Source organism: Amycolatopsis albispora, assembly GCF_003312875.1.
Taxonomy (GTDB): Bacteria; Actinomycetota; Actinomycetes; order Mycobacteriales; family Pseudonocardiaceae; genus Amycolatopsis; species Amycolatopsis albispora.
In genome coordinates this window covers 3,693,301-3,717,577 of the sequence record NZ_CP015163.1, presented here as the reverse complement: position 1 = coordinate 3,717,577, position 24,277 = coordinate 3,693,301, and the positions used below count along the sequence as shown (strand labels likewise).

The 24,277-nt window shown below is 72.2% G+C and carries 23 protein-coding genes; 12 read left to right on the top strand and 11 right to left on the bottom strand.

Annotation, left to right across the window (positions count from 1 at the left end; genetic code table 11):
• The first annotated feature begins 113 nt into the window (after positions 1–113).
• Positions 114–482 carry an Rv2175c family DNA-binding protein gene (locus tag A4R43_RS17250; protein ID WP_113693266.1) on the top strand — a complete coding sequence of 123 codons (369 nt, stop codon included), beginning with the start codon at positions 114–116 and terminating at the stop codon, positions 480–482.
• 241 nt (positions 483–723) lie between these two features.
• A complete protein-coding gene (locus tag A4R43_RS17245; RefSeq protein WP_113693265.1) occupies positions 724–2,253 on the top strand; it encodes a sodium:solute symporter family protein in 1,530 nt (509 codons plus the stop codon).
• An 85-nt stretch (positions 2,254–2,338) separates the two neighbouring features.
• On the opposite strand, the gene A4R43_RS17240 is transcribed toward A4R43_RS17245, so the two are convergent.
• From A4R43_RS17240 to A4R43_RS17220, 5 genes are read right to left on the bottom strand one after another with little or no spacing between them, the layout of a single operon-like run.
• Positions 2,339–3,127 (bottom strand): LLM class F420-dependent oxidoreductase, encoded by a 789-nt coding sequence (locus tag A4R43_RS17240; protein WP_113693264.1) that lies wholly within the window; start codon positions 3,125–3,127, stop codon positions 2,339–2,341.
• Positions 3,124–4,074 (bottom strand): phytoene/squalene synthase family protein, encoded by a 951-nt coding sequence (locus tag A4R43_RS17235; RefSeq protein WP_113693263.1) that lies wholly within the window; start codon positions 4,072–4,074, stop codon positions 3,124–3,126. Before A4R43_RS17235 ends, A4R43_RS17240 begins: the two co-directional genes overlap by 4 nt.
• Positions 4,071–5,528, bottom strand: a complete 1,458-nt coding sequence (gene crtI, locus A4R43_RS17230) for a phytoene desaturase family protein (protein ID WP_113693262.1) — start codon at positions 5,526–5,528, stop codon at positions 4,071–4,073. Before crtI ends, A4R43_RS17235 begins: the two co-directional genes overlap by 4 nt.
• Positions 5,528–6,619 (bottom strand): polyprenyl synthetase family protein, encoded by a 1,092-nt coding sequence (locus A4R43_RS17225; protein WP_113693261.1) that lies wholly within the window; start codon positions 6,617–6,619, stop codon positions 5,528–5,530. Before A4R43_RS17225 ends, crtI begins: the two co-directional genes overlap by 1 nt.
• A gap of 60 nt (positions 6,620–6,679) precedes the next feature.
• A complete protein-coding gene (locus A4R43_RS17220; protein ID WP_113693260.1) occupies positions 6,680–7,240 on the bottom strand; it encodes a CGNR zinc finger domain-containing protein in 561 nt (186 codons plus the stop codon).
• 56 nt (positions 7,241–7,296) lie between these two features.
• On the opposite strand from A4R43_RS17220, the gene A4R43_RS17215 reads away from it, so the two are divergent.
• From A4R43_RS17215 to A4R43_RS17200, 4 genes are all read left to right on the top strand, one after another.
• On the top strand, positions 7,297–7,980 hold the full coding sequence (locus A4R43_RS17215; RefSeq protein ID WP_113693259.1) for an AzlC family ABC transporter permease: 684 nt from the start codon (positions 7,297–7,299) through the stop codon (positions 7,978–7,980).
• Positions 7,977–8,285: an AzlD domain-containing protein gene (locus A4R43_RS17210; RefSeq protein ID WP_113693258.1), complete on the top strand. Its 309-nt coding sequence runs from the start codon at positions 7,977–7,979 to the stop codon at positions 8,283–8,285. The genes A4R43_RS17215 and A4R43_RS17210 overlap by 4 nt, the downstream gene beginning before the upstream one ends.
• A 61-nt stretch (positions 8,286–8,346) precedes the next feature.
• Entirely contained in the window at positions 8,347–9,231 is an 885-nt protein-coding gene (locus A4R43_RS17205) for a methylenetetrahydrofolate reductase (protein ID WP_113693257.1), read from the top strand.
• Positions 9,232–9,271: 40 nt separating this feature from the next.
• The gene (locus A4R43_RS17200) at positions 9,272–10,945 is read left to right on the top strand and encodes a DUF885 domain-containing protein (RefSeq protein ID WP_113693256.1); all 1,674 of its coding nucleotides are present in this window, start codon (positions 9,272–9,274) and stop codon (positions 10,943–10,945) included.
• 9 nt (positions 10,946–10,954) lie between these two features.
• Here A4R43_RS17200 and A4R43_RS17195 read toward each other — a convergent pair whose 3' ends face one another.
• Positions 10,955–11,851, bottom strand: a complete 897-nt coding sequence (locus A4R43_RS17195) for a LysR family transcriptional regulator (RefSeq protein WP_113693255.1) — start codon at positions 11,849–11,851, stop codon at positions 10,955–10,957.
• Positions 11,852–11,932: 81 nt separating this feature from the next.
• Between A4R43_RS17195 and A4R43_RS17190 the strand changes: the two genes are divergently transcribed.
• On the top strand, positions 11,933–12,901 hold the full coding sequence (locus tag A4R43_RS17190; protein ID WP_113693254.1) for a threonine ammonia-lyase: 969 nt from the start codon (positions 11,933–11,935) through the stop codon (positions 12,899–12,901).
• Positions 12,902–13,077: 176 nt separating this feature from the next.
• Positions 13,078–13,989 (top strand): DMT family transporter, encoded by a 912-nt coding sequence (locus tag A4R43_RS17185; protein WP_113697674.1) that lies wholly within the window; start codon positions 13,078–13,080, stop codon positions 13,987–13,989.
• Between the two features lie 37 nt (positions 13,990–14,026).
• Here A4R43_RS17185 and A4R43_RS42780 read toward each other — a convergent pair whose 3' ends face one another.
• The 3 genes from A4R43_RS42780 to A4R43_RS17175 form a co-directional block, all read right to left on the bottom strand.
• Positions 14,027–14,185, bottom strand: coding sequence for a hypothetical protein (locus A4R43_RS42780; protein ID WP_162788501.1), 159 nt, complete (start codon positions 14,183–14,185; stop codon positions 14,027–14,029).
• 150 nt (positions 14,186–14,335) lie between these two features.
• Positions 14,336–14,920: a GNAT family N-acetyltransferase gene (locus tag A4R43_RS17180; RefSeq protein ID WP_113693253.1), complete on the bottom strand. Its 585-nt coding sequence runs from the start codon at positions 14,918–14,920 to the stop codon at positions 14,336–14,338.
• Positions 14,917–15,438 (bottom strand): YbaK/EbsC family protein, encoded by a 522-nt coding sequence (locus A4R43_RS17175; RefSeq protein WP_113697673.1) that lies wholly within the window; start codon positions 15,436–15,438, stop codon positions 14,917–14,919. The genes A4R43_RS17180 and A4R43_RS17175 overlap by 4 nt, the downstream gene beginning before the upstream one ends.
• 213 nt (positions 15,439–15,651) lie before the next feature.
• Between A4R43_RS17175 and A4R43_RS17170 the strand changes: the two genes are divergently transcribed.
• The 4 genes from A4R43_RS17170 to A4R43_RS17155 all read left to right on the top strand — a co-directional run bounded on the left by A4R43_RS17170 (position 15,652) and on the right by A4R43_RS17155 (position 18,862).
• Positions 15,652–16,092, top strand: coding sequence for an SAV_6107 family HEPN domain-containing protein (locus A4R43_RS17170; protein WP_113693252.1), 441 nt, complete (start codon positions 15,652–15,654; stop codon positions 16,090–16,092).
• Positions 16,092–16,856, top strand: coding sequence for a maleylpyruvate isomerase family mycothiol-dependent enzyme (locus A4R43_RS17165; protein ID WP_113693251.1), 765 nt, complete (start codon positions 16,092–16,094; stop codon positions 16,854–16,856). Before A4R43_RS17170 ends, A4R43_RS17165 begins: the two co-directional genes overlap by 1 nt.
• Positions 16,857–17,048: 192 nt before the next feature.
• Complete coding sequence (locus tag A4R43_RS17160; protein ID WP_113697672.1) at positions 17,049–17,696, top strand: VOC family protein; 648 nt, start codon at positions 17,049–17,051, stop codon at positions 17,694–17,696.
• A 77-nt stretch (positions 17,697–17,773) separates the two neighbouring features.
• Positions 17,774–18,862 (top strand): GNAT family N-acetyltransferase, encoded by a 1,089-nt coding sequence (locus tag A4R43_RS17155; RefSeq protein ID WP_418190827.1) that lies wholly within the window; start codon positions 17,774–17,776, stop codon positions 18,860–18,862.
• A 114-nt stretch (positions 18,863–18,976) separates the two neighbouring features.
• On the opposite strand, the gene def is transcribed toward A4R43_RS17155, so the two are convergent.
• Together def and A4R43_RS17145 are read right to left on the bottom strand one after the other, a co-directional pair.
• Positions 18,977–19,480 carry a peptide deformylase gene (gene def, locus A4R43_RS17150; protein ID WP_113693250.1) on the bottom strand — a complete coding sequence of 168 codons (504 nt, stop codon included), beginning with the start codon at positions 19,478–19,480 and terminating at the stop codon, positions 18,977–18,979.
• 50 nt (positions 19,481–19,530) lie between these two features.
• Positions 19,531–24,159 (bottom strand): ATP-dependent helicase, encoded by a 4,629-nt coding sequence (locus A4R43_RS17145; RefSeq protein ID WP_113693249.1) that lies wholly within the window; start codon positions 24,157–24,159, stop codon positions 19,531–19,533.
• Positions 24,160–24,277 lie beyond the last annotated feature (118 nt).

Below are 24,277 nucleotides of genomic sequence, written 5' to 3'. Positions count from 1 at the left end.
CGTACGGATGTGCCCATGCACCTGGGGACGTGCCCTGCCGGGTGATGGTTGGCCTTGTTGAGGTTTCGTTACGCCATCGGTGCCGGAGGGCTCGCTGTGGCACAGTGTCGGGTGTGAGTGCGATTCCTGTCGCTGATGACGTGCTCGAGGCCGGGGTGGCCGTGCTCGGGGTGGCCGAAGTGGCCGCCGCGCTGGGCCAGTCGGCCAACAAGGTCCGGCAGCTGCTGCGGGACGGCCAGCTGATCGCCGTCCGGCGCGACGGCGAGCTGATGGTCCCGGCGGACTTCCTGGTCGGAGGCGCGATCGTGAAGGGCCTCGGCGGCACCATCACCGTGCTGGCCGACGCCGGGTTCGGCCGCACCGAGATGCTCCGCTGGCTGTTCGCCGCGGACGAGACGCTGCCCGGCACCACGCCGATCAACGCGTTGCGCACCAGCCACGGCACCGAGGTCAAGCGCCGCGCGCAGGCGATGGCCTTCTAGCCCTGAGCTAGGACAGCGCTAGTACCGAGCTAGTCCCTGACCCGTCGTCCGCTCGCGCGGCCGAACGGGTGAAATCCGGCTGTGCCCGCCCCACCGGCGCTTCCGCACGCCTGGAAAGTGTTCATGTATGTGAAAGTAAGTCACAAGTGTGATTCACTTCCCAGCCGAGACTTCCAACGACCGAAATCCCCTCGTAAGACGTACGTCACACAACTCGCGCGGGTGAACTCAGGGAGGTGCGATGGAGACGCTCGACTGGATAGTGGTCGGCGCTTACTTCTTCGTGATGGTGGCGATCGGCCTGTGGTCGAAGAACCGCATCCAGAACGTGGTCGACTTCTTCACCGCCGGCGGCCGGATGCCGTGGTGGCTGTCCGGGATCTCGCACCACATGTCGGGCTACAGCGCCGTCATGTTCGTGGCGTTCGCCAGTGAGGCCTACCGGCTGGGCCTGACCGTCTACGTCTGGTGGGCGCTGACCATCGGCGTCGGCGTGGGCATCGGCAGCTGGCTGTTCGCCGCCCGCTGGAACCGGCTGCGCGCCAAGCACGGCGTGGCCTCCCCGCTGGAGTACCTGGCGCGGCGCTTCAACGTGCCGACGCAGCAGGTGATGGCGTGGTCCGGTGCGGTGCTCAAGGTGGTCGACATCGCGGCGAAGTGGTCCGCGGTGGCGATCCTGCTGCGCGGGTTCGCCGGCGTGCCGATCGAGGTCGGCATCCTGCTGGTCGGCGTGGTCACCATGATCTACTCGGTGATGGGCGGGCTGTGGGCCGACGCGCTCACCGACTTCGGCCAGTTCATCATCCAGGCCGCGGCGGGCATCGTGATGTTCGTGGCGGTGGCCGCGCACTTCGGCGGCATCCAGTTCATGTGGGAGATCTGGGACCAGCTGCCGCCCGACCGGAGCCAGCCGCTCAACGGCGAGTACACCTCGACCTTCTTCATGGCGCTGTTCGTGATCAAGACGCTGGAGTACAACGGCGGCATGTGGAACCTGGCGCAGCGCTACATGGCCGCGCCGGACGGGGCGGCGGCCCGCAAGTCCGCGGCGCTGTCCAGCTTCCTGTGGCTGGTCTGGCCGCTGGTGCTGTTCTTCCCGATGTGGGCCGCGCCGCTGATCGTGCCGGACCTGACCAACGCCGGTGACGCCTACATCGAACTGGGCAAGGTGATGCTGCCGGTCGGCATGATCGGGCTGGTGCTGGCCGGGTTCTTCTCGCACACCATGGCGATGGTGTCCTCGGACGCCAACGTGATCTCGGCGGTGATCACCCGCGACATGCTGCCCAGGCTGTGGAAGGGCGCGAAACGGATGAGCGCGGACGCGCAGCTGAAACTGGCGCGGATCACCACGTTCGTGTTCATCGGGCTGAGCATGGCGATCGCGTTGTCACTGGACACCAACGGCGGGGTGCTCAAGGTGGTGGTCGACCTGGTGGCGGCCACGATGGGACCGATCGCGGTACCGCTGATGCTGGGCCTGCTGCCGTGGTTCCGCCGGATGGGCCCGGTGGCCGCGCTGACCTCCACGCTGAGCGGGCTGGTGGTGTGGGCGAGCCTGTACATCTCGCAGCAGAACGGGGTGAAGATCCCGAAGGAGGCGCTGGTGGCCTACCCGCTGCTCACCTCGCTGGTGCTGTTCCTGGTGATCGGGCTGGTCTTCTCGCAGCGCACCCCGGACCGCGACCAGCTGGTGGACTCGCTGTCCACCGACGCGCCGACGGCCAAGCCCGGCGAACCGGGCGAACCCGCCAGGGTGGCCGCGAAGTAACCCCGGCCGATGTCACGAATGTGGCTTTCGAGACGTTCTGCGTCTCGAAAGCCACATTCGTGACGTTCGGCGGGGCGGGCGGGCCTCAGCCGTTGGTCTTGTCCCGCCATTCGACCCACTGCCGCAGCAGGGAGAAGTCGTAGTCGGGGCCGGTCACGCCGACGGTGAACAGCGAGACCCCGCGCTCGAGCAGCTGCGGCCCGAGTTCGCTGGGCTCCGACTCGACCGCAACCGAACGCTCGATCTCCGCCGGGTCGCGGCCGACGTCGGCGCAGTGCTGGTCGAGGATGCGCACCTTGCGCTCCACCACCTCCGGGTCGCCGAAGCCGTGCCAGATGTCGGCGTGCTTGGCCACCAGGCGCAGCGTCTTCTTCTCCCCGCCGCCGCCGATCAGCACCGGGATCTTGCGCACCGGCTGCGGGTTCAGCTTGCCGAGCCTGGCTTCGATGCGCGGCAGCGCGTCACCGAGGTCGTTCAGCCTGCCGCCGGCGGTGCCGAACTCGTAGCCGTATTCGGTGTAGTCCTTCTCGAACCAGCCGGAGCCGATCCCGAGGATCAGCCTGCCGTCGCTGATGTTGTCGACCGTGCGCGCCATGTCGGCGAGCAGTTCGGGGTTGCGGTAGCTGTTGCAGGTGACCAGCGCGCCGATCTCCACCCGCGAGGTGGATTCGGCCCAGGCGCCGAGCATGGTCCAGCACTCGTAGTGCTTGCCTTCGGGTTCCCCGTAGAGCGGGTAGAAGTGGTCCCAGTTGAAGGCGATGTCGACGCCGAGGTCCTCGGCCTCGGACGCGGCCCGGCGGATGGTGGCGTAGTCGGCGTGCTGGGGCTGGATCTGGACTCCGACCCGGATCGGCCGGTTGGCGGGTGTCGTCATGTTTTCGAGCGTAGTGGTGATCTGGTGTTCCGCGCTGCCTGAAGCAACTCCAGCCCCTGCACGCGGAGCAGGCTCGGCCCGGCCACCGCGAGCCGCCGCCGCTTCGGCACCACGACCCGGCGGTTGAGCACGTGGTAGTCCGCCGCCACGATCTCGTCCAGGATGCCTTCGTACAACGTCAGCGCGGTCGCCACGCACGGCCGGGATTCCTTGCGCAGCAACGGAACGCCGAGGCGGGCCCGCCGGTAGACCGCGCGGTTGCGCGCCACCGCCGCGGCCAGCGCGCGCCGGATCCGGGGGTCGGTGACCTGGCGACGGCGGCAGGATTCGAGCAGTTCCCGGTCCACGCCGAACGCCGCGAGTTCGGCACGCGGCAGGTAAACCCGGCCGCGGTCGAGGTCTTCGCCGATGTCACGCAGGAAATTGGTCAGCTGGAAGGCTTCCCCGAGCGCGGCGGCGCTCGGCTCGGCTTCCGCGCGCCCGCTCACCGTGCCGAACACCGGCAGCATCTGCAGGCCGATCACCGAGGCCGAGCCCCAGGTGTACTCGGCGAGGTCGGCGTAGGTCTCGTATTCGGTCACCGTCAGGTCCATCCGCATGGACCGCAGGAAGGCGTCGAACAGCGAGCGGTCGAGGTCGAACCGGCGCACGGTGTCGGCCAGCGCGGGGAATTCCGTGGTCCGCCCGGAGAACACCTCGTCCAGCTGCGCGGCCACCGCGTCCAGTGCGGTGGCCGGATCGGTGCCGGGCGCGGGATTGTCGACCACCTCGTCGACCGCCCTGGCGAAGCCGTACAGCGCGTGCGCGAACGGGCGGGCCCTGGCCGGGAGCAACCGGGTCGCCAGGAAGAAGGTGCGGCCGTAGTGCGCGTTGATCCGGCGGCATTCGGTGTAGGCGGCACGCAGGGCGGGGTCGTGGATGCCCGCGGCGTCGAGTTCGGCGCTCATGCGGCGAGAATCCTTGCCGCGGCGAGCTTTCCGGAGATCAGCACCGGCGGGATGCCGACGCCCGGGGTGGTCCCGCACCCGGCGAGCGCGGCGTTTTCGATGCCGCGCAGCACATTGCGTGGCCGGAACGGTCCGGTTTGGGCGAAGGTGTGCGCCAGCGAGAACGGCGTACCGGCGCCGAACCCGCGCTCGGCCCAGTCGGCGGGCGTGCTCGTCTCGACCAGCTCGAACTCGTCGCCGAACCCGGTCAGGCCGCGGTTTTCCAGTGTCCGCACCAGTTCCTCGCGATAGGCCGGGCCGACGCGGTCCCAGTCGATCCGCCCGGTCCGCAGGTTCGGCGCGGGTGCCAGCACGGAAACCAGCTGACGGCCCTCGGGCGCCAGCGCCGGGTCGGTCGCGGTCGGCCGGGTGACCAGCAGCGACGGATCGCTCATCAGCCTGCCCTCGCGGATGATCTCGGTGAAGGTCCGTTCCCAGGCGCCGCCGAAGAAGATGGTGTGGTGGTCCAGTTCCGGCCACGACCGGCCGGTGTGCCCGTGCAGCACCACCGCCGACGGCGAGTACCGCAACGGCAGCGTCCGCCGCGGGTGCGCGCCGAGCAGCTGGTACGCCGAGGTCAGCTCGGTGGCCACGACCACCGCGTCACACGGGATCCGCTCGCCCGCGCTGGTGCGCACAGCGTCCACATGGGACCCGCGGCGCTCCAGCCAGGCCGCGTGCGTGGCGAACTTCAGCTGTGCCCCGGCTTTTTCGGCGGCGTCCGCCATCGCCTCGGCGACCTTGCCGATCCCGCCCATCGGGTAGTACACCCCGCCCACGGTGTCCATGTAGGAAATGACGCCGTAGGCCCCGATCGCGCGCATCGGGTCGAGCCCGGCGTAGAGCGCCTGGAAGGAGAACAGCCGCCGCACGCGTTCGTCGGACAGGTATCCGGCCACGCGCGGGCCGAGCCTGCCGAACCCGCCGAGCGCGGTCAGCTTCGCCAGTTCCGGGCGGACCAGGTCGAGCGGCGAGTCGAAGTTCGCGCCGATGAAGTGGTCCTTCTGCGTCGCGTACAGCTCGGTCAGCCAGGTGCGCAGGCGCCGGTAGCCCGCGGCCTCCCGCGGTCCGGCGAACTCGCGGATCTCGGCTTCCATCGCGCCGGCTTCGGTGCGCAGCGCGAGCGTGCTGCCGTCGGCGAAGTGCGCGCGGTAGGCCGGATCGAGGCGAACCAGCCGCATTCTGTCCGAAATGGACTCACCGACCGCGGCCAGCGCCTCGTCCACCAGTTCCGGCATGGTGAGCACGCTGGCGCCGGTGTCGAAGCGGTACCCGTCGCGCGCGGACTGGCCGGCGCGGCCGCCGGGGCGCTCGTCCTGCTCGACGAGGGTCACCTCGCGGCCGGAACCCAGCAGGTGCAGTGCGGCCGACAGCCCGGCGAGGCCGGCGCCGACCACCACGACTCGGTCGGTCACTAGTACTTCCTCTGCGTGGCCTGGACCGCCAGCTCCCGCAGCCGGGTGGCGGCCGGTTCGGCGAGTTCGGCGGCGTCGAGCGAGGCCAGCGCCGCGGCGGTGAGGTCGTCGATGCGGCGTTCGACCGCGGCGACCGCACCGACCTCGGTCAGCGCTTCGCGCACCTCGGTGACCGCGTCCTCGGTGAGGTCCTTGTCCCCGACGGCGTCCGCGATGACCGCCGCGACGGCCTCGCGGTGCTGCGCGGCGGCCAGCTCCATGCCGAGCGCGAGCAGCAGCGTCCGCTTGCCCTCGCGCAGGTCGTCCCCGGCGGGCTTGCCGGTCACCGACGGGTCGCCGAACACGCCGAGCAGGTCGTCCCGCAGCTGGAAGGCGACCCCGAGGTCGCGGCCGAAGGAGAGCAGGGTGCCGATCAGCCGGTCGTCCGCCCCGGCCAGCGCGGCGCCCAGGTGCAGCGGGCGCTGCACGGTGTAGGCGGCGGTCTTCAGCCGGTCGATGCGCAGCGCGGCTTCGGGGGAGGAGTCGCCGGTGGCCTGGGTGTGCACGTCCAGGTATTGCCCGGCGAGCACCTCGGTGCGCATCGCGCGCCACGCGGGCCGGGCGGCGGCGAGCGTGGTCGCGGGCAGCGGGGCGGCGGCGAACATGTCGTCGGCCCACGCCAGCGCCAGGTCGCCGAGCAGCACGGCCGCGGCCTGGCCGAAGCTGGCCGCCGAACCGAGCCAGCCGTGGTCGGCGTGCCGCTTCGCGAAGGCCACGTGCACGGTCGGCGAGCCGCGGCGGGAGTCGGAGGAGTCCATCAGGTCGTCGTGGATCAGCGCGCAGGCCTGCACCAGCTCCAGGCTGGACACCGCCTGCAGCACGCCCTCGGCGTCCGGGCCGGCCGGGTCCCCGCCCGCGCCGCGCCAGCCCCACCAGGCGAAGGTCGGCCGCAACCGCTTGCCACCACCGAGCACGAACTCGCTCAGCGCGTCCACGCCGGGTCCGGTGCTCGGTTCCATCGCGCGGATCGGGTCACCCGCTTCACGCAGGAACTTCTCGAGCGCGCGCTCGACGTGTGCGGGGAAATCGGCGTCGAAGCCCGGCTCGCTCATGCCTACATCGTCCGTGTTCACCCGGATGGATGCCCAGCCGGGGTGGCCAGATGTGGTGAATCAGACGGGTTCGCGGGCCCGCCGGTAGTGCCGCCGGGCGCGTTCGCGGTTGCCGCAGTCGTCCGAGCGGCACCACCGGCGCGAGTGGTTGCGGGTGGTGTCGATGAACAACCAGGCGCAACCGCGTCCCTCGCACTGGCGGATGTTCGCCGTGTCGGGGGAGCGGAGCAGTTCGTCGGCACGCAGCGTCAGCGCCGGGACGAGGTCGTCCGGTGTTTCCACGCGCACCGACCAGCGGACCGGCAGGGCGGGCTCGGCCTTCGCCCGCGTGTGCGCCTCGGCGAGCAGCTCACCGAAGCGGTCGAGATCCGCCTGCCGCGGTGCGCTGTCGGCGAGCAGGTCGTAGAGCAGTTCACGCAGCTCCCGGACGCCGGGCAGGGCCGCTGACAGATCGCCGTCCGGCCGTCCCAGTCCGGTCCGCTCGAGCCAGTCCGCGAAGAACCCGGGCAACTCCAGCCGGTCCAGCCGTCGTGGCGGGTCGCCACGCCACGACACCGTGTTGACCAGGTCGAGCGCGAGGTGCCCGCCCGCCAGTCGGTACCCGTGCCAGCTGTCCGCCATGTCCGCCAGCCTAGGCTCTCATGGTCTAACTCGCTTTAGCCTGTTAGGTTGGGACCATGGCTTCCCAGACCTCGAAGCGTGGATACGCCGCCGGGATCCGGGTCGGCGCCGGTTTCGCCACGGCGACCGCGGTGCTCGGGCTGACCTTCGGCGCGCTCACCCAGACCCTCGGCTGGGGCGCGCTCGCCCCCGTCGCCGCCTCGGTGCTGGTGTTCTCCGGGTCCGCGCAGTTCGCGCTGGCCGCGGCGCTGGCTGGCGGCGGCGGGCTGGGCGTGGCCGTCGGCGCGGCGGCACTGATCAACGCGCGCTTCCTGCCGATGGGCGTGGCCGCGGCCGGTGCCTTCAAGGGCGGCAGGCTGCGCCGGGCACTGGAGGGCCAGGCCGTGGTGGACGCCTCGTGGGCCGCCGCGCACCTCGGCGGCGGGCGGTTCGACCGGGAGAAGATGATCGGCGGCACGCTGGTGCAGTTCCCGGCCTGGGTGCTCGGCACGGTGGCCGGCGTGCTGGTCGCGCCGCCCGCGGACGTGGTGCACCGGTTCGGCCTCGACGTGGTGTTCCCCGGCTTCTTCCTGCTGTTGCTGATCGACGAGCTGCGCAAGGAACCCGCCGCGCGGGCGGTGGCGGCGCTCGCGGTGGTGCTGGCCGCCGGGCTGGCGCTGGTGCTGCCGGTCGGGCTGGCCATCGTCGGCTCGGCCGCGGCCGCGCTGCTCGGCCTGCGCACGCGGCGGGCGGCGGCATGAGCACGGTGTGGGCGGGCATCCTGCTGGTGGCGGCGGTCAGCGTGGCGATCAAGGCGGCGGGCCCGGCGCTGCTGGGTGATCGCGAGCTGCCGTCGTGGGCATCGGGGGTGATCGCCGCGCTGGCGCCGGCGTTGCTGGCCGGGCTGGTGGTCACCGACGTGACCGGTCAGGGCTGGACCGCCGTCGACTGGCGGCTGCTCGCCGGGCTGGGCGTGGCCGCCGGGGCCTACTCCGTCCGGTTGCCCGCGCTACCGTCGATCGCGCTCGCCGTGGTGGTCACGGCCGGGCTGCGCTGGCTGGTGTGATCTTCTCATCACCCGGGAGGCCGGTCCCATTGACCGGACTAAGCCCACTAGCATGACCGCTATGACCTCGGTGGTGGAACGGCTGCGCGGTAACGAAACCGTGTTCTCGGTGGAGTTCTTCCCACCACGCGACGACGCCGACGAGGCCGTGCTGTGGCGGTCGATCCGCGAGCTGGAGGGCTTCGACCCGGCCTACATGTCGATCACCTACGGGGCCGGTGGCACCAGCCGCGACGGCACCATTCGCAGCATCGCCAGGGTGGCCACGGAGACCACGCTGGTGCCGATGGCGCACCTGACCGCGGTCAACCACTCGGTGGCGGAACTGCGCAACGTGATCGGCTGGTACGCCGCCGTCGGCGTGCGCAACGTGCTCGCGCTGCGCGGCGACCCGCCCGGCGACCCGTACGGCGAGTGGATCGCGCACCCGGAAGGGCTGAACTACGCCGAGGAACTGGTCGCGCTGGTGCGTTCGCTCGGCGACTTCTGCGTCGGCGTGTCCGCGTTCCCCTACGGCCACCCGCGTTCGGCCGACCTGGAGACCGACACCCGGCACCTGGTGCGGAAGTTCAAGGCGGGCGCCGATTTTGCCATCGCGCAGCTGTTCTTCGAGGCGGAGGACTTCCTGCGCCTGCGTGACCGCGTGGCCGCCGCCGGTTCGGACGCGCTGATGATTCCCGGCATCATGCCGCTGACCACCCCGCGGACCCTGCGCAAGACCATCGAGCTGTCCGGGGCCACCGCGCCGAAGAGCCTGCTCGACCGGCTCACCCCGCTCGAAGACGACCCAGCCGCCTTCCGCGCCGAGGGCCTCGACGTGGTCACCGAAATGTGCGAACGGCTGATCGCCGAAGGCGTGCCGGACCTGCACTTCTACACCTTCAACCGGTCGAAGGCCACGCGCGAGGTGGTGAGCAGGCTCGGGCTGGTCCCGGCACGCGCCTAATCGGCTGCCGGTTCCCGCGCGTGCCAGGTAGCGTGCGGCCATGGTTTCCACTGAACACGGCGTGCACGCGATCTGCGACCGCTACGTAGACGACCTCGCGGCCGCCGACCCCGTCGCCGCGACGACGTACGGCATCGCCGGCCACGACCACAAGCTGACCGACTACTCGCCGGCCGGGTACGCCGCCCGCGCGACGCTGGCCCGCCGCGCGCTGGAGGCGGTCGAGGCCGCCGAGCCCGCCGACGACGGCGAGCGCGCGGCGAAGGCGGTCTTCCGCGAGCGGATCGGGCTGGAGCTGGAGATCCACGAGGCCGGGCTCGACCTGGCCTCGCTGAACGTGATCGAGAGCCCGGTGCAGGCCCTGCGCATGGTGTTCGACCTGATGCCCACCGCGACCGCCGAGGACTGGCAGACCATCGCCACCCGGATGGCCGCGGTGCCCGAGTCGCTCGACGGCCTGCGTGCCTCGCTGCTGACCGCGGCCGACGCCGGCCGGGTGTCCGCGCTGCGCCAGGTCAGCAAGGTGGCCGAGCAGGCGGAAACCTGGGCCGGGCTGCACGGCAAGAAGGGCTATTTCAGCACGCTGATCGAGGGCGCGCCGGAACGCACACCGGAACTGGAGCGTGGCGCGCGGCTCGCCGAAGAGGCGTACGCGGAGCTGGCCGGGTTCCTCCGCGCCGAACTGGCGCCGCTGGCCCCGACCAAGGACGCCGTCGGCGAAGAGGTCTACCAGCTGTGGTCTCGGTACTTCGTCGGCGCGCGGCTGGACCTGCGTGAGGCCTACGAGTGGGGCTGCGCGGAGTTCCTGCGCCTGGAAGCCGAAATGCGCGAGGTCGCCGAGCGGATCAAGCCGGGCGGCACGCTCGCCGAGGCGGCCGCGACGCTCGACGCCGACGAGCGGTACCGCGTCCACGGCCGCGAAGCCTTCGAGCGGTGGATGCAGAACCTTTCCGACGACGCGCTGAAGTCGTTGCGGGGCAAGCACTTCGAGATCCCCGACGCGCTGATGGCGCTGGAGTGCAAGATCGCCCCGCCCGGTGGCGGGGTGGGGGCGTACTACACCTCGCCGAGCGAGGACTTCAGCCGCCCCGGCCGGATGTGGTGGTCGCTGCCCGAGGACAAGAACGAGTTCACCACCTGGCGCGAGGTGAGCACCGTCTACCACGAGGGCGCGCCGGGGCACCACCTGCAGATCGCCACCGCGGTGTACCAGTCGGCTTCGCTGAACAAGTACCAGCGGCTGGTCGCCTTCACCTCCGGGCACGCGGAGGGCTGGGCGCTCTACAGCGAGCGGCTGATGCAGGACCTCGGTTACCTCGACGACCACGGGAACCTGCTCGGCATGCTGTCGGAGCAGCTGTTCCGCGCGGCGCGGGTGATCGTGGACATCGGCATGCACCTGGAACTGCCGATCGCGGACGAGCTGGACTTCCACCGGGGTGAGCGCTGGACGCCGGACCTGGGCCTGGAGTTCATGCTGAAGCGGACCATCACCGACGAGGCACACGTGTACGACGAGATCGACCGGTACCTCGGCTGGCCGGGGCAGGCGCCGTCGTACAAGCTGGGGGAGCGGCTGTGGCTCGCCGCCCGTGAGGAGGCGCGGGCGCGCAAGGGGGAGTCCTTCGACATCAAGGAGTTCCACACCAAGGCGCTGGCACTGGGCGGCATGGGCCTGGACACCCTCCGCGAGCAACTCGCCCAGCTGGACTGACCGGACGGCTCACCGCGGCCAGCCGGGTTCCCCGGTGGTCGCGGTGAGCGCGTCGGCGAGCGCCCGCACCGGCCGTGGCAGCGGTGGTTTTCCATACGTGGCAAGGAGAACGCGCCGCTGGTGGCCGGCGAGCCGGTCCGCACGCACGCCCGCGTGGCGGTTCGCCAGCAACGCGAGCCCCGGCAGCGTGCTCACCCCGAGCCCGGCGGCGACGAGCGCCTGCACGGCCACGTAGTCGTCCGTCTCGAAGGTGATTTCGGGCTGGAACCCGGCTTCCGCGCACGCGCCGACCAGATGCGCCCGGCAGCGCGGGCAGCCCGCGATCCACTTCTCCCCGGCGTAGGTGGCCAGTTCCGCGCGCGGCCCGGTCCATTCGCGACTCGCCGCGGTCACCGCGTAGAGCGGCTCCTCCAGCAATGGCGTGAGCCGGATGTTGCGCAGGTCCGGGATCTGGTCGTGCTCGAAGACCAGTGCCACGTCGGCGTCCCCGTTGCGCAGCGCGGTCAGCGCCTCCGGCGGTTCGGCCTCAGTGAGCGCCAGTTCGATGCCGGGGTGCTCGGCCGCCAGCCACGCCGCGGCCGCGGGGACCAGCGTCGCCAGCGCGGTCGGGAACGCCGCCAGCCGCACCCGCCCGGTCCGCAGTCCGGCGTGCGCGGCCAGTTCCGCCCGCGCCGATTCGACCTGCCCCAGGATTTCCTCGGCCCGCCGCACCAGCAGTTCGCCCGCTTCGGTGAGCCGGACGCCGCGACCGGCCCGTTGCAGCAGCGGCACGCCAGCCTCGGCTTCCAGCTTCGCGAGGTGATGGCTCACCGACGGCTGCGCGTAGTGCAGCGCGTCGGCGGCCGCGGTCACCGAGCCTTCCCTGGCCACCGCCACCAGCACCCGCAGCCGGACGAGATCGAACACGAGCCCAACTATAGATCTCGTCGATGATTTGTTGACAAATTTCCATTGGACCTATGCTCTCGCCGCTGCGACGGTGAAGGCATGCGGCTTCCGACCATCACCGACGTGCTTCACGCGCGTCAGCTCCTTCGCCCGCTGCTTTCGCCGACCCCGCTGTCGGCGTACCCCGCGCTCGACGCGGCGACGGGCGCGAAGGTCCGCGTCAAGCACGAAAACGTCCAGCCGACCGGCGCGTTCAAGGTGCGTGGCGGCCTCAACCTGCTCGCCTCGCTCGACCCGGCGGAACGCGCTCGCGGGGTGCTCGGGTACTCGACCGGCAACCACGCGCAGTCGCTCGCCTACGCCGCCGCCCACCACGGTGTGCCGTGCACGATCGTCATGCCGGAGCGGCCGAACCCGGCCAAGGCGCGGGCCGTGCGTGACCTCGGCGCCGAGCTGATCGAGTACGGCGAACGGTTCGACGAGTCCCGCGCGCACGCGGAAACGGTCGCCGCCGAACGCGGGATGCGGCTGGTCAGTGCGGCGAACGAACCGGCGATCATCGCCGGCGTGGCCACCGCCTACGTCGAGCTGTTCGAGCAGGCGCCCGGCCTGGACGTGGTGCTGGTCCCGGCCGGCAGCGGCACCGGGGCGGCGGCCGCCGCGCTGGTCGCCGCGGCTCTGGCGCCGGACTGCGAGGTCATCGCCGTGCAGTCGTCGGCGGCACCGGCCGCACACGATTCCTGGCGCGCGGGTGAGCTGGTCGACCGGCCCAACCGCACCGCCGCCGAAGGCCTTGCGACGGGTTCCGGGTTCGCGCTGACCCAGCGGCTCCTGCGTGCCGGGCTGACCGACTTCCTGCTGGTCGAGGACGCCGAGATCGCGCGGGCCCAGCGCCTGTTCCTGCGGGCCGCGCACACCGTGGCCGAGGGCGCGGGTGCCGCCGCGCTCGCCGCACTGGTGGCCAACCGGGACCGCTTCGCCGGCCGGTCGGTGGCCGTGGTCTGCAGCGGCGGCAACGCCAGTGAGGCCGAACTCAATTCGATGGGCCGCGCGGCGCCGATCGGGTAGGTTCACCGCCATGCACCGGGTCTTCCTCGTCACCCCACCCCCGCGCTCCTGAGCGGGGCGTGCCCGGCCGGCTGGTGATCGACCACCACCGGCGTTCTTGTGCTGTCTGCCGAACCAGCGCCCCGCACGTCGGAATTCCCCCTTTTCTTCGACGTTGGAGCGTGTTCTTCTTGTCCATTTCCGTAGTCGCGCCCGCGAAAGATCGGGCTGCCGTCGCATTGGTCACCGCGGGTGTTCTCTGGGGCACGGGCGGTCTCGCCGGTTCCTTTCTCAGTGCGCAGGGAAATCTGCACCCATTGGCCGTGGCCGGTTGCCGGCTGTTGTTCGGCGGATTGTGCGCCATTGGGTACCTGCTGGTGACCGGGCAACTGCGGGCGGTGCCGCGCGGGCGCGCGGTGCTGGTCCGGTTGCTGGTGGTCGGCGTGCTGCTGGCGGAGTTCCAGGTGAGCTACTTCGCCTCGGTCGCGCTGACCTCGGTCAGCCTGGCGACGATGACCACGATCGGCAGCGTGCCGGTTTTTGTCGCGGTGGCCACCACCATCCGGGACCGGCGGCTGCCCGCGCCGGCCACCGTGGCCGCGGTGGTCATCGCGCTGGCCGGGCTGGCATTGCTGACCTCGTCGTCAATCGGCACGGAAGGCACGGGCGGCGGTGGTGTGCTCGTCGGCGGACTGGCCTGCGCGCTGGCCGCCGGGGCCGGGTTCGCCGTGCTGACGCTGGTCAACGGCAAGCCGGTGGCCGGGCTGGAACCCTTGCCCACCATCGCTTTCGGCTGCCTGGCCGGAGGTGTGCTGCTGGTGCCGCTGAGCCTCGGCTCGGTGCTCTCGGCGGACTGGCGGCCCGAGGTGATGGCCGCGGCGCTGTTCCTCGCGGTGTGCCCGACCGCGGTGGCCTACGCGGCCTACTTCCGCGGGCTGCGCACCGCGCACCCGGTGGTGGCGGCGCTGGCCGCGTTGCTGGAACCGCTGGTCGCCGCGCTGCTGGCGGCCCTGCTGCTCGATGAGCGGTTGGGCCTGACCGGCTGGTGCGGGGCGGCGTTGCTGGTCGGCGCGCTCGGCGTGGCGTCGGTGCGGCAGCAGCGGGGCTGACCGGCGGCCGGGGCCCGGCCGCCGGTCCGGGCCCCGGTCAGCGCCGGAGCTGGCGGACCTGGATGGCGAGCGAGTGCAGGGCGCGGCTCAGCCTGTCCTCGCGGTCCGCGGCGCGGCGTCCGTCGTGCTCCGGATCGCGGCGCCGCCTGCCCGCCGCACCGAGCACGAGCAGCGGCCTGGTGAATTGCTCGGGCATCTCTCTCCTCGGGGGTTTCGCGCGGCAATTCGATTCGCCCAACGAGTCGTCGCGGCGCCGCACGACGTTACACGCGCGTGGTCGACCCGGATACCTTGCCGAATAACCGCCGGAGTTCGCCACCGAATTCCGGTCGAACAAAAACACCGTTCAATTCGACGGCGTGGGCGGATCCAGCGGCAGGGTGCGGCCGAGAATGGCGAACGCCCGCGGATCACCGGCGAAGTAGTAGTCCCGCAGCACGTCGGCGAAACCGACGCGGCGGTAGAGCTTCCACGCCCGGCTGGTGCCCTCCGGGGTGGACAGCAGCACCCTGGCGTTGTCCACCCCGTCGAGCAGGCGGCGCAGCAGGTCTTCGCCGATACCGGCGCCCTGCTGGTCCGGCCGCACGTGGATCTCGGTCAGCTCGAAGTAGTCACCGAGCCAGCGGCTGGCGGCCTCCTGGCCTTCGCGCTGCAGCAGGCCGCGCCGCACCTGTTCGTGCCACCACTGCCCGACGCTGCCCCGGTAGCCGTAGGCCAGCCCGAGCAGCGTGTCCTCCTCGTCGAGCGCGGCGACGCAGCGCCAGCCCTCGCGCAGGGCGTGCGTCAGCCACATCGGCGCGCGCTGCTCCGCCGTGCCGTCGGGATAGCGCATGGCGCTGACGTAGATGTCGAGCGCTTCGGGGAGCCGCGCCCGGAACTCCGCCTGGGACAGGCGGGCGAACCGGGTGTAGCCGGAGGAGGTCGCGGTCACGGGTGTGCATTCTCCCGCGCGCCGGCCAGCGCGCCCGCACGACCCCCGGTGAGCGCGAGCAGTTCGGCGTAGGTGGTGGGGAAAACCGCTTTCGCGTGGCCCGCGGCCGCCCAGACCACGTCGTACTGCCGCAACGCGGTGTCCACCAGCGTGGTCAGCTTCGCCGGGTGCCCGACCGGCGCCACGCCGCCGATCACCTGGCCGGTGTGCTGCTTGACGAAGGCGGGATCGGCCTTGCCGACGGCCGAAGCGCCGGACAGCTCGGCGAGCGTGGCCACGTCGGCGCGGTGCGCGCCGGAGGTGAGCGCGAGCAGCGGGCCGTCACCGTCGTCGAAGGTGGCGCGGAAGACCAGGCTGTTGGCGATGGCGCCGACCGGCACCCCGAGCGCTTCGGCGGCCTGCGCGGCGGTGCGGACTTCGGCGGGCAGTACCCGGATGCCGTCGGCGGCGCTGGGCAGGCCCGCCTCGGCGAGTGCGGCCGCCACCTTGGCGATCGCGGGGTGTTCGAAGGTGCTCATGCCGTCCATCAGATCACGGGACGCCAGGCCGGCGCAGCGTCCCTGCCCCGCCCACTTGGCGAATCGCCGCCGACGGGTTACTGTGGAGTTCGAACATACGTTCGACGCTCGGTGGGCGCCCGCCGAGAGGTGCCCGGCGGCGGGGCGGGGGAAGCGTTTCGCCGCCGGGTGCCGCGACCACCCGGTCCCCCGGGAAAGCGAAAGGCTGCCGTTATGTCCACAGCGATCACTTCACGAGTGTGCGCCGCGCAGACGATGCTGCCGATGTCCCTGCGACCGCCGGCGCCGCCGGCGGCGGTCTCGCTGCTCGCCAGGGCCCGCCGGGCGCTGACCGAGGCGAGCCGCGAAACCGAGCCCGCCGAGCGGTTCGTGGCCGCCTACCTGGCCGCGCACAAGTCGGCCGCGGCCGTGGTCGCCGCGCGTGGCCGCCCGCACCGCGGTCGCGCCAGACCAGCCAGCGTGTGGGTGCTGCTGGAAGCCGCCGTGCCCGAACTGAAGGAGTGGGCGCTGTTCTTCGCGGCCAATTCCGCGACGCAGGCCGCGCTGCTGTCCGGCACCAGCCGCCGCCCGAGCGCGGAGACCGCCGACGAGTTGTTCGAGCAGAGCGCGCAGTTTCTCGAGCTGGCCCGTCAGGCCGTGCACGGGAGCAGTTGATGTGGGCGCACGACCTCGTCGATCCCGGCCGGTTGCTGGACGTGATCGCTACCGAGGGCGAGTCGCTGAGCGAGCTCGCGCGCACGACCGCGCCGGAAGCGCCGGTGCCCGCCTGTCCCGGCTTCACCACCGACGGGCTGCTGCGGCACGTGGGCAGCGTGTGCCGGGTGGTGACGGCGCGGCTGGCGGGTGGCGAGCCGCCTGCCCACTGGCAGCGTGAGCCGGACGCGGAGCAGACGACCGAGGAGTACCTGCGCACCGGGCTGCGCGAGCTGCACGCCCGGCTGGTCGCGCACCCGCCCGGTGAGTGGGCCTCCACCTGGTCGCCGGAGGACGAGTCCTATTTGTTCTGGCGCCGCCGGATGGCGCACGAGGTCACCGTGCACCGGGTCGACCTGGAGGAGGCCGCCGGGCGGGAACGCGGCCACATCGGGGAGGACGTCGCGCTCGACGGGGTGGACGAGGTGCTCCGCGTCTGGTTCGCGCACCGGCTCTTCCAGCTGGGCCTGTCCGGCACCAGGGAGGGCTCGGTGGCGGTGCGCACCGGTGACCACAGCTGGTTCGCCAGGGCCGGTCCGGGGGAGACGCATGCCTGGCGCTGCACCGAGGAGGAGGCCGATCGGGCCGACGCCCAGGTCACCGGTCCGCCGGTGGTGGTCTACCTCTGGTTGTGGGGCAGGCTGCCCAACGGCGCGGTGGAGCAAAGCGGCGACTTCGACGCGATCGCCCAGCTGTGGGCGCTGCTGCGGCTGGCCACCCGATAGCGGATCCATGGGGAAGTGGATCGGGCTAGGGTGCTTTTCACAAGTCTTGTTCGCGCTCTCCGCGCCCGGGCGGCCCTGGCGGCACCGGGCCTTCGGCCGAGTACAAGGCCGAACGCCCGGGCACCGCCAGGAACCACCTGGATCACGGAGCCCATCGAACAGGCTCGTGAAACACGTCCTAGGTTGGTGGTCATGACGTTGAAAGCGGTGGTCTTCGCGGTGGCCCGCCCGCGGGCGGTCGCCGGGTTCTGGTCGTCCTTTGTGGACTGGCCGATCACGGTGGACCGCCCCGGCCGCGTCGAGCTCACCTCGGCCGCGGCCGGTTTTTCGCTGGCCTTCGAGCAAACCGCGACACCGAAGACGGTGAAGAACCGGATCCACCTGGACCTGGCCAGTTCCTCCGCCGCGGCCCAGAAGTCCATTGTGGACAAGGCGCTGGCGCTGGGCGCCACCCGAGCGGACATCGGCCAGGGCGAGCTGCCGTGGGAGGTGCTGGCCGATCCCGGCGGCAACGAGTTCTGCGTGCTGGAGCCGCGGCCGGAGTACGCCGAAACCGGGGTGCTGGCCGCCGTGGTGCTCGACAGCGGGCCGGTCGAGCCCGCCGCCTTCGAGCAGCTGGCGGAGTTCTGGTCCACCACCTCGGGCTGGCCGATCGTCAAGCGGCATCCGGTGCAGATCGGGCTGCGTGCACCCAGCGGGGTCGGCCCGTGGCTGGAGGTCCTGCGTGACGGTGACGCCAAGCAGGTCGAGGACAGGGTGCGCCTGGAGGTGACGGGCCCCGCGCCCGGCCTGCGCCAGGATCCGGGCGGCAACGACTTCCGGGTTGTTTCCCCCGGGTGACCGGGGGTGCGCATCAGCTGACAAGGCCGAAACACCCACGCCCCCGACCGGCAACAACCGGGGCGGACCGTGGGGTGATGGACATGGGCCGAACGCGCACCACCACCGCAATCGTTCCGGGCGTCGCCGCGAACACCGCGGGCCACACGGACACCACTGCCACCTGGCGGCTGCGGATCCGCATGGACGACAGCCCCGGCACCCTGGCCAGGGTCACCATCCGGCTGGCCGATCTCGGCTGCAACATCCTGGGCCTGCAGGTCATGCCGGTCCCCGGCGGCGTGGTCGACGAGCTGGTGCTCCGCCCGGCCGCCGGCCTCAGCCGTGCCGAACTCGTCGAGGCGCTGGCCGCGGAAGGCGCTGACTGCGCCGGGGTCACCGACGCTGACGTGCACGAGCTGGTGGACCCGTCCGCCGCCGCGCTGGCCGCTGTCGGCCGCGCGGTCGACGACCCAGCCGCCGTGGCCGACGTGCTGCGTGAGGTGCTGGCCGCGGACGTGGTCACCCTGGTGCCCGCGGCCGAAGCCAACCCGGTGCGCACCGAAGGCGGCCACCGCCGGGTCTTCCCGGCCGGCCGGGACGGCGCGCTGGTCGCCCGCCGCAGCTGGGCGCCGTTCGTGCAGCTGGAGATCACCCGCGCGCAGGCCATGCTCGACCTGCTCGTCGCGGTACGGGCGAACCTGTCCGGCCCCGCCGTGGTGACCTGCGAGGACGGCGCCATGGTGGTGCTGCGCCCCGGCAGGCCCGCTGACGCCGACGCGGTTTTCGCGCTGCACTCGCGGTGCTCGATGAGCACCATGTTCCACCGCTACCACACCGGTGTGCGCACCGTGCCCCGCCGCTGGCTGCACCGGCTGCTCATGCCGCCGCGCGGGCTGAGCCTGCTCGCCGTCGCCGGGCGTGAGGTGGTCGCCCTCGGCCAGCTGATCCCGGCCGCCACCGGCGGCACCGCCGAGGTGTCCCTGCTGGTCGAGGACGGCTGGCAGCGGCAGGGCCTCGGCACCGCGTTGATCGGCAGGCTCGCCGAACTGGGCGCTGCCGCCGGGCACCACGAGCTGACCGCGGTCTGCCTGCCCGGCCAGGACGCCGTGCGCCGGGCCGCTCTGCGCGCGGGCCTGCGTGCCCCGCTGCCCGAGGACGGCGTGCTCCGCATCGCGATTCCCTGAGCGCGAAGTGGCCTCCGGCACTCAAGGGGGGAGGAAGCTCCGGAGGCCGCAGTTCAGCCTACGGCGACCCGCTGTCGTCTCGCTGTCACAAACCGCCACTCACTGACCCCGCGGTCAGCGGCGCGACCAGAACCAGTCCTTGCCCCTGGCCTCACGCAACGCCTTCTTCTTGCGGTCCTGGGTCAGCCGGTCGAGGTAGAGCAGCCCGTCGAGGTGATCGGTCTCGTGCTGCAGGCACTGCGCCAGCACGTCGTCGCCCTCCACCACGATCGGCTCGTTGCGCAGGTCGACGCCCTTCACCACGGCGTGCTTCGCCCGGACGGTCGGGAACCACAGCTCCGGCACGGACAGGCAGCCCTCGGTGATCTCGTGGGTCTCCTCGGAGAGCTCAACGATCTCCGGATTGATCACGTACCCCTTGAGCGAGCCCACGTCGTAGCTGAACACCCGCAGGTTCACCCCGATCTGCGGGGCGGCGAGCCCGGCCCGGCCGGGTGCGTCGACGGTGTCCAGCAGGTCGGTCACCAGCGCCTCGGTGGACTTGTCGAACCGGGTGACCGGATCGCTGACCGTTTTCAGCACCGGATCGCCGAAGTACCGCAGCTCCCGCAACGCCATGAATCTGTTCCTTCGTTAGGCCCCAGCTTTCCCCGCAGTTTAGGAGGCCCTCAGGCCCGCAACCGCAGACCCTTCGGTGTCGCCCGGAATCCGGCTTCGCGGAGGATTTCGGCGAGCGCGGAGGTCAGTGCCTGTTCGCCGTCGGCCCGCTGCACCGACAACTGCCCGAGCCAGCCGGACCGCACCGCCGTGGACAACGCCTCCGCCGCGGCCCGCAACGCCGGTTCCGCCTCGGTGAACGACAGCAGCGAGCGCCCGCCGCGTTCCACGTACAGCACCGGCACCCCGTCGACCAGCACCGCGAGCGCCCCGGCCTTCCTGGCCGGGCGGTGCTTGGTCTCGCCCACCGCGGCGGGCCAGTCGAGCGCGGCCCCGTACGGCTGGGCCGGGTCGGTGGCCGCCAGCACCACCGCGCCGGTGGCCGTGCGCCCGCCCGCGTTGTCCGACATCGCCCGCAGCCGGTCCACCGCGCCCTTCGCCGCGAACTGGGCCGCGCCGAGCCCTTCCACCACATAACCCCGGATCACCTGGCCGGAGTCCTCCATGCCGCGCAACACCTTGTAGATCCCGGAAAACCCGCCGGTGACCCGTTCGGTGTCGAGCGCACCCCTGGTCAGCACGCCATGCCGTTCCAGGAAGGCCTCGGTCCTCGCGTGCGTGCGCCGCGTGGGCTCGGTCTCCCGGTTCGGGGTGAGCCCCCAGCGCCCGGCGACCGTCGGCGGCCCGGTTCGCGAGGGCATCGCGGGCCGGGCGGCCCGCATCCGCGCGTACCGGCCGCGCGGCGCCGACCGGCGTGGTTTGTGCGCCGCGCCCGCCCCGGAAACCTGCGCCCGCATCGGGGCGAGCGTGTCACCGGTGACCAGCCCGGCCCACACCAGGTCCCACAGCGCGGTCACCACGTCCCCGTCGTTGGGCGGGGTGTCCACCAGCACCGAAATCCGGTCCACCAGCTGGCGGAAGAACAGCGCCCCGCCGTCCAAAGTGGACAGGATCGCGGCGTGCACCGGACCGTCCGGCGGGTTCTCCTCCACCTCGGGCAGCAGCAGGTCGGCGACGTCGGCCGGGGCGAGCGCCAGCCAGCCGTCGCTGCCCGGCAGCGTGCCGCACCCGGCCCAGACCACCTCGCCGGCGGTGGTCAGCTCGTCGAGCAGGGCCGGGTGGTACCCCGGCAGCCTGCTGGGCAGGATCAGCGACTCCACCGCGCTGGCCGGCAGCGGCGCCCCGGCCAGCTGCTCCACCACCGACAGCACGTCGTCCGCGGTCGGCGCCGACCGCATCCGCGCGCCGATCCCGTGCCACGCGGGCAGGAACCGCCCCAGCGCGGCGGGCTCCACCGGCTCGACCTCGGCACGCAGCTTCGCCAGCGAGGCCCGCCGCAACCGCCGCAGCACCGCCGAATCGCAGTACTCCAGCCCCAGGTCGTGCGGTTCTCGTTCGCCAGGGTGACCCACCGGGCTCAGCTCACCGCGGACCAGCCTGCCCTCGGTGGTGAGCCTGTCGAGCACACCGGTCACCACCGCCGGCCCCAGCCCGAACCGCTCCGCCGCCTGCCGCGCGGTGAACGGCCCGCGCGTCCGGGCGTACCGGATGAGCAGCCCGCCGAGCGGATCCGGCACCGGCTCGGTGAACGCCTCCGGCACACCGACCGGCAACGCCACCCCGAGCGCGTCACGGACCCGCCCCGCGTCCTCGATCGCGAGGAACCGTTCCGCCCCGGCGATCCGCACCCGGATCGCCCGCCGGGCCGACTCCAGTTCGGTCAGCCATTCCGGCTGGATGCCCCGCTGCCCGGCTTCCTCCACCGACAGGTCACCGAGGAACCGCAGCAGATCGGCGGCGTCCTCCGCGTGCCGGGCGTGCCGATCCTCGTCCAGCCGCTGCAACGAGCGCTCCACCTCGGCGACGGTCTCCGCGTCGAGCAGTTCGCGGATCGCCTCGGTGCCGAGCAGTTCGGCCAGCAGCGTGGAGTCCAGCGACAGCGCCGCCGCCCGCCGCTCGGCCAGCGGCGCGTCCGTTTCGTAGAGGAACATGCCGACGTAGCCGAAGAGCAGGCTCCGCGCGAACGGCGACGGCGACGGCGTCTCCACCTCGACCACCCGGACCTTGCGTGCCCGCACGTCCGCCATCAGCTCGCGCAGCCCGCCGACGTCGTACACGTCCTGCAGGCACTCCCGCATGGCTTCGAGCACCACCGGGAACCGCTCGTACTTCGCCGCCACCGACAGCAGTTGGGAAGCCCGCTGCCGTTGCTGCCACAGCGGACTCCGCCGCCGCGGATCGCGCCGGGGGAGCAGCAGCGAGCGCGCCGCGCACTCACGGAACCGCGCGGCGAACAACGCCGAACCACCCACCTCGGCGATGATCAGCTGCTCGACCTCCTCCGGGTCGAGCAGCACGTCGTCCACCTCGACCCGGACGTCCGCGCCCTCGGCGTCGAGCGCGTCCGGCAACCGCAGCACGATGCCGTCGTCGGAATGGGCCACCTGCGCGTCCACCCCGCGGTTCTCCCGCAGCCGCGCGGCGATCGCCAGCGCCCACGGCGCGTTCACCTGCGCGCCGAACGGGGAGTGCAGGATCACCCGCCAGTCGCCCAGCTCGTCGCGGTAGCGCTCGAGCAGGACCGTGCGGTCGTTCGGCACGTGCCGGGTGGCCGACCGCTGCTCGGCCAGGTAGGCCAGCAGGTTGCCGGTGGCGAACTCGTCGAGCCCGGCCTTCCCGGCCCGCTCGCGTGCCGCCTCCTCGTCCAAAGTGGACAGCTCGCGGACGAAGGCACCCAGCGCCCGCCCCAGTTCCAGCGGCCTGCCCGGCGCGTCCCCCTTCCAGAACGGCATGCGGGCCGGTTCGCCGGGAGCGGGCACCACGATCACCCGGTCGTGCGTGATGTCGGTGATCCGCCAGGACGAGGTGCCGAGCAGGATGGTGTCGCCCACCCGCGACTCGTAGACCATTTCCTCGTCCAGCTCGCCCACCCGCGAGCCCGGCCTGCCCTCGGCACCCGGCGTCATCACGGTGAACAGCCCGCGATCCGGGATGGTGCCGCCCGAGGTGACCGCCAGCCGCTGTGCCCCCGGCCGCCCGCGCAGCTCGCCGGTGACTCTGTCCCAGGTGATCCGCGGCCGCAGCTCACCGAACTCCTCGCTGGGGTACCGGCCGGCGAGCATGTCCAGCACGGCGTGCAGCGCGTCGTCCGGCAGCCCGGCGAACGGCGCCGCGCGCCGGACCAGCCCGGCCACCTCTTCCACCGTCCACGGCTCCAGCGAAACCATCGCCACCACCTGCTGGGCCAGCACGTCCAGCGGGTTGCGCGGATACCGCACCGCCTCGATCGCCCCGGCCGCCATCCGCTCGGCGACCACCGCGCAGGAGACCAGGTCACCGCGGAACTTCGGGAACATCACCCCGCTGGAGACCGCGCCCACCTGGTGCCCGGCCCGGCCGACGCGCTGCAGCCCGGAGGCCACCGTCGGCGGCGCCTCGATCTGCACCACCAGATCGACCGCGCCCATGTCGATGCCCAGCTCCAGCGAGGAGGTCGCCACCACGCACGGCAGCCGCCCCGACTTCAGTTCTTCTTCCACGTGGGTGCGCTGCTCGCGCGACATCGATCCGTGGTGCGCCCGCGCCACCACCGGCTCCGCTCCGGTGGACAGGCCCGATTCGCCGATCGCCTCGGCCGGGTACCGCTGCCCCGGCTGCAACTCCGAACCGATCTCGGTGGCCAGTTCGTTCAACCGCGAGGTGAGCCGCTCGGTCAGCCGCCGCGAGTTCGCGAACACGATGGTCGAGCGGTGGGCTCGGATCAGCGCCAGCACCCGCTCTTCCACCGCTGGCCAGATCGACGGGCGCCTGACCTCCTCCGGTGGTTCGAGTTCACCGTCCATCGGGAACGGTGGCGCGACCTCCGGTTCCCGTGACTCCCGCGGCGCGTCCAGGTCGGCCATGTCCTCGACCGGCACCTCGACCCGGACCTCGATGGTCTTGGCCAGCTTCGGCTGCACCACCCGCACCGGCCGCCCGCCGCTGAGGAAGGCGCTCACCTCGTCGAGCGGGCGGACCGTGGCCGACAACCCGATCCGCTGGGCCGGTTTCGGCAGCAGCGCGTCCAGCCGCTCCAGCGACAGCGCCAGATGCGCCCCGCGCTTGCCGCCCGCCACCGCGTGCACCTCGTCGACGATCACCGTCTCCACCCCGCGCAGCGACTCCCTGGCCGACGAGGTGAGGATGAGGAACAGCGACTCCGGCGTGGTGACCAGGATGTCCGGCGGGGTGCGCTGGAACGACCGGCGCTCGGCGGCGGTGGTGTCACCGGTGCGCATGCCGACCTCGATCTCCGGCGGCCGCAGCCCGAGCCGCCGCGCCGCCTGGGAAATACCGGCCAGCGGCGCGCGCAGGTTGCGCTGCACGTCGACCGCGAGCGCCTTGAGCGGCGAGACGTACAGGATCCGGCAACGGTGCAGCGCGCTCTCCGGCGGCGGCTCCACGGTCAGCCGGTCCAGCGCCCACAGGAAGGCGGACAGCGTCTTGCCCGAGCCGGTCGGCGCGACCACCAGCGCGTGCTCGCCGGCGTGTGCCGCTCGCCACGCTCCCTCCTGCGCCTGGGTGGGCGCGGCGAAGGCCCCCGCGAACCAATCCCTGGTCGCGGGGGAGAAGAGGTCCAGCACTCCGGTCACGCTGTCCATCTTGCGCCGGGGGTCCGACAATTTCGCGACGGGGGAATCTGGCGGGTGGCCATACGCGCCGGTCGCCGACGTGGGAACATCACCGCGTTCGTCCCGCTGGGGGGCTTGGAGAGGGGAG

Excerpts from the sequence above, each read along its gene's own strand:
- A4R43_RS17245 (WP_113693265.1), top strand. The coding sequence starts at position 724 with ATGGAGACGCTCGACTGGATAGTGGTCGGCGCTTACTTCTTCGTGATG.
- A4R43_RS17240 (WP_113693264.1), bottom strand. The coding sequence starts at position 3,127 with ATGACGACACCCGCCAACCGGCCGATCCGGGTCGGAGTCCAGATCCAG.
- A4R43_RS17235 (WP_113693263.1), bottom strand. The coding sequence starts at position 4,074 with ATGAGCGCCGAACTCGACGCCGCGGGCATCCACGACCCCGCCCTGCGT.
- A4R43_RS17225 (WP_113693261.1), bottom strand. The coding sequence starts at position 6,619 with ATGAGCGAGCCGGGCTTCGACGCCGATTTCCCCGCACACGTCGAGCGC.
- A4R43_RS17220 (WP_113693260.1), bottom strand. The coding sequence starts at position 7,240 with ATGGCGGACAGCTGGCACGGGTACCGACTGGCGGGCGGGCACCTCGCG.
- A4R43_RS17215 (WP_113693259.1), top strand. The coding sequence starts at position 7,297 with ATGGCTTCCCAGACCTCGAAGCGTGGATACGCCGCCGGGATCCGGGTC.
- A4R43_RS17210 (WP_113693258.1), top strand. The coding sequence starts at position 7,977 with ATGAGCACGGTGTGGGCGGGCATCCTGCTGGTGGCGGCGGTCAGCGTG.
- A4R43_RS17205 (WP_113693257.1), top strand. The coding sequence starts at position 8,347 with ATGACCTCGGTGGTGGAACGGCTGCGCGGTAACGAAACCGTGTTCTCG.
- A4R43_RS17200 (WP_113693256.1), top strand. The coding sequence starts at position 9,272 with ATGGTTTCCACTGAACACGGCGTGCACGCGATCTGCGACCGCTACGTA.
- A4R43_RS17190 (WP_113693254.1), top strand. The coding sequence starts at position 11,933 with ATGCGGCTTCCGACCATCACCGACGTGCTTCACGCGCGTCAGCTCCTT.
- A4R43_RS42780 (WP_162788501.1), bottom strand. The coding sequence starts at position 14,185 with ATGCCCGAGCAATTCACCAGGCCGCTGCTCGTGCTCGGTGCGGCGGGC.
- A4R43_RS17175 (WP_113697673.1), bottom strand. The coding sequence starts at position 15,438 with ATGAGCACCTTCGAACACCCCGCGATCGCCAAGGTGGCGGCCGCACTC.
- A4R43_RS17170 (WP_113693252.1), top strand. The coding sequence starts at position 15,652 with ATGTCCACAGCGATCACTTCACGAGTGTGCGCCGCGCAGACGATGCTG.
- A4R43_RS17165 (WP_113693251.1), top strand. The coding sequence starts at position 16,092 with ATGTGGGCGCACGACCTCGTCGATCCCGGCCGGTTGCTGGACGTGATC.
- A4R43_RS17160 (WP_113697672.1), top strand. The coding sequence starts at position 17,049 with ATGACGTTGAAAGCGGTGGTCTTCGCGGTGGCCCGCCCGCGGGCGGTC.
- A4R43_RS17155 (WP_418190827.1), top strand. The coding sequence starts at position 17,774 with ATGGACATGGGCCGAACGCGCACCACCACCGCAATCGTTCCGGGCGTC.
- def (WP_113693250.1), bottom strand. The coding sequence starts at position 19,480 with ATGGCGTTGCGGGAGCTGCGGTACTTCGGCGATCCGGTGCTGAAAACG.
- A4R43_RS17145 (WP_113693249.1), bottom strand. The coding sequence starts at position 24,159 with ATGGACAGCGTGACCGGAGTGCTGGACCTCTTCTCCCCCGCGACCAGG.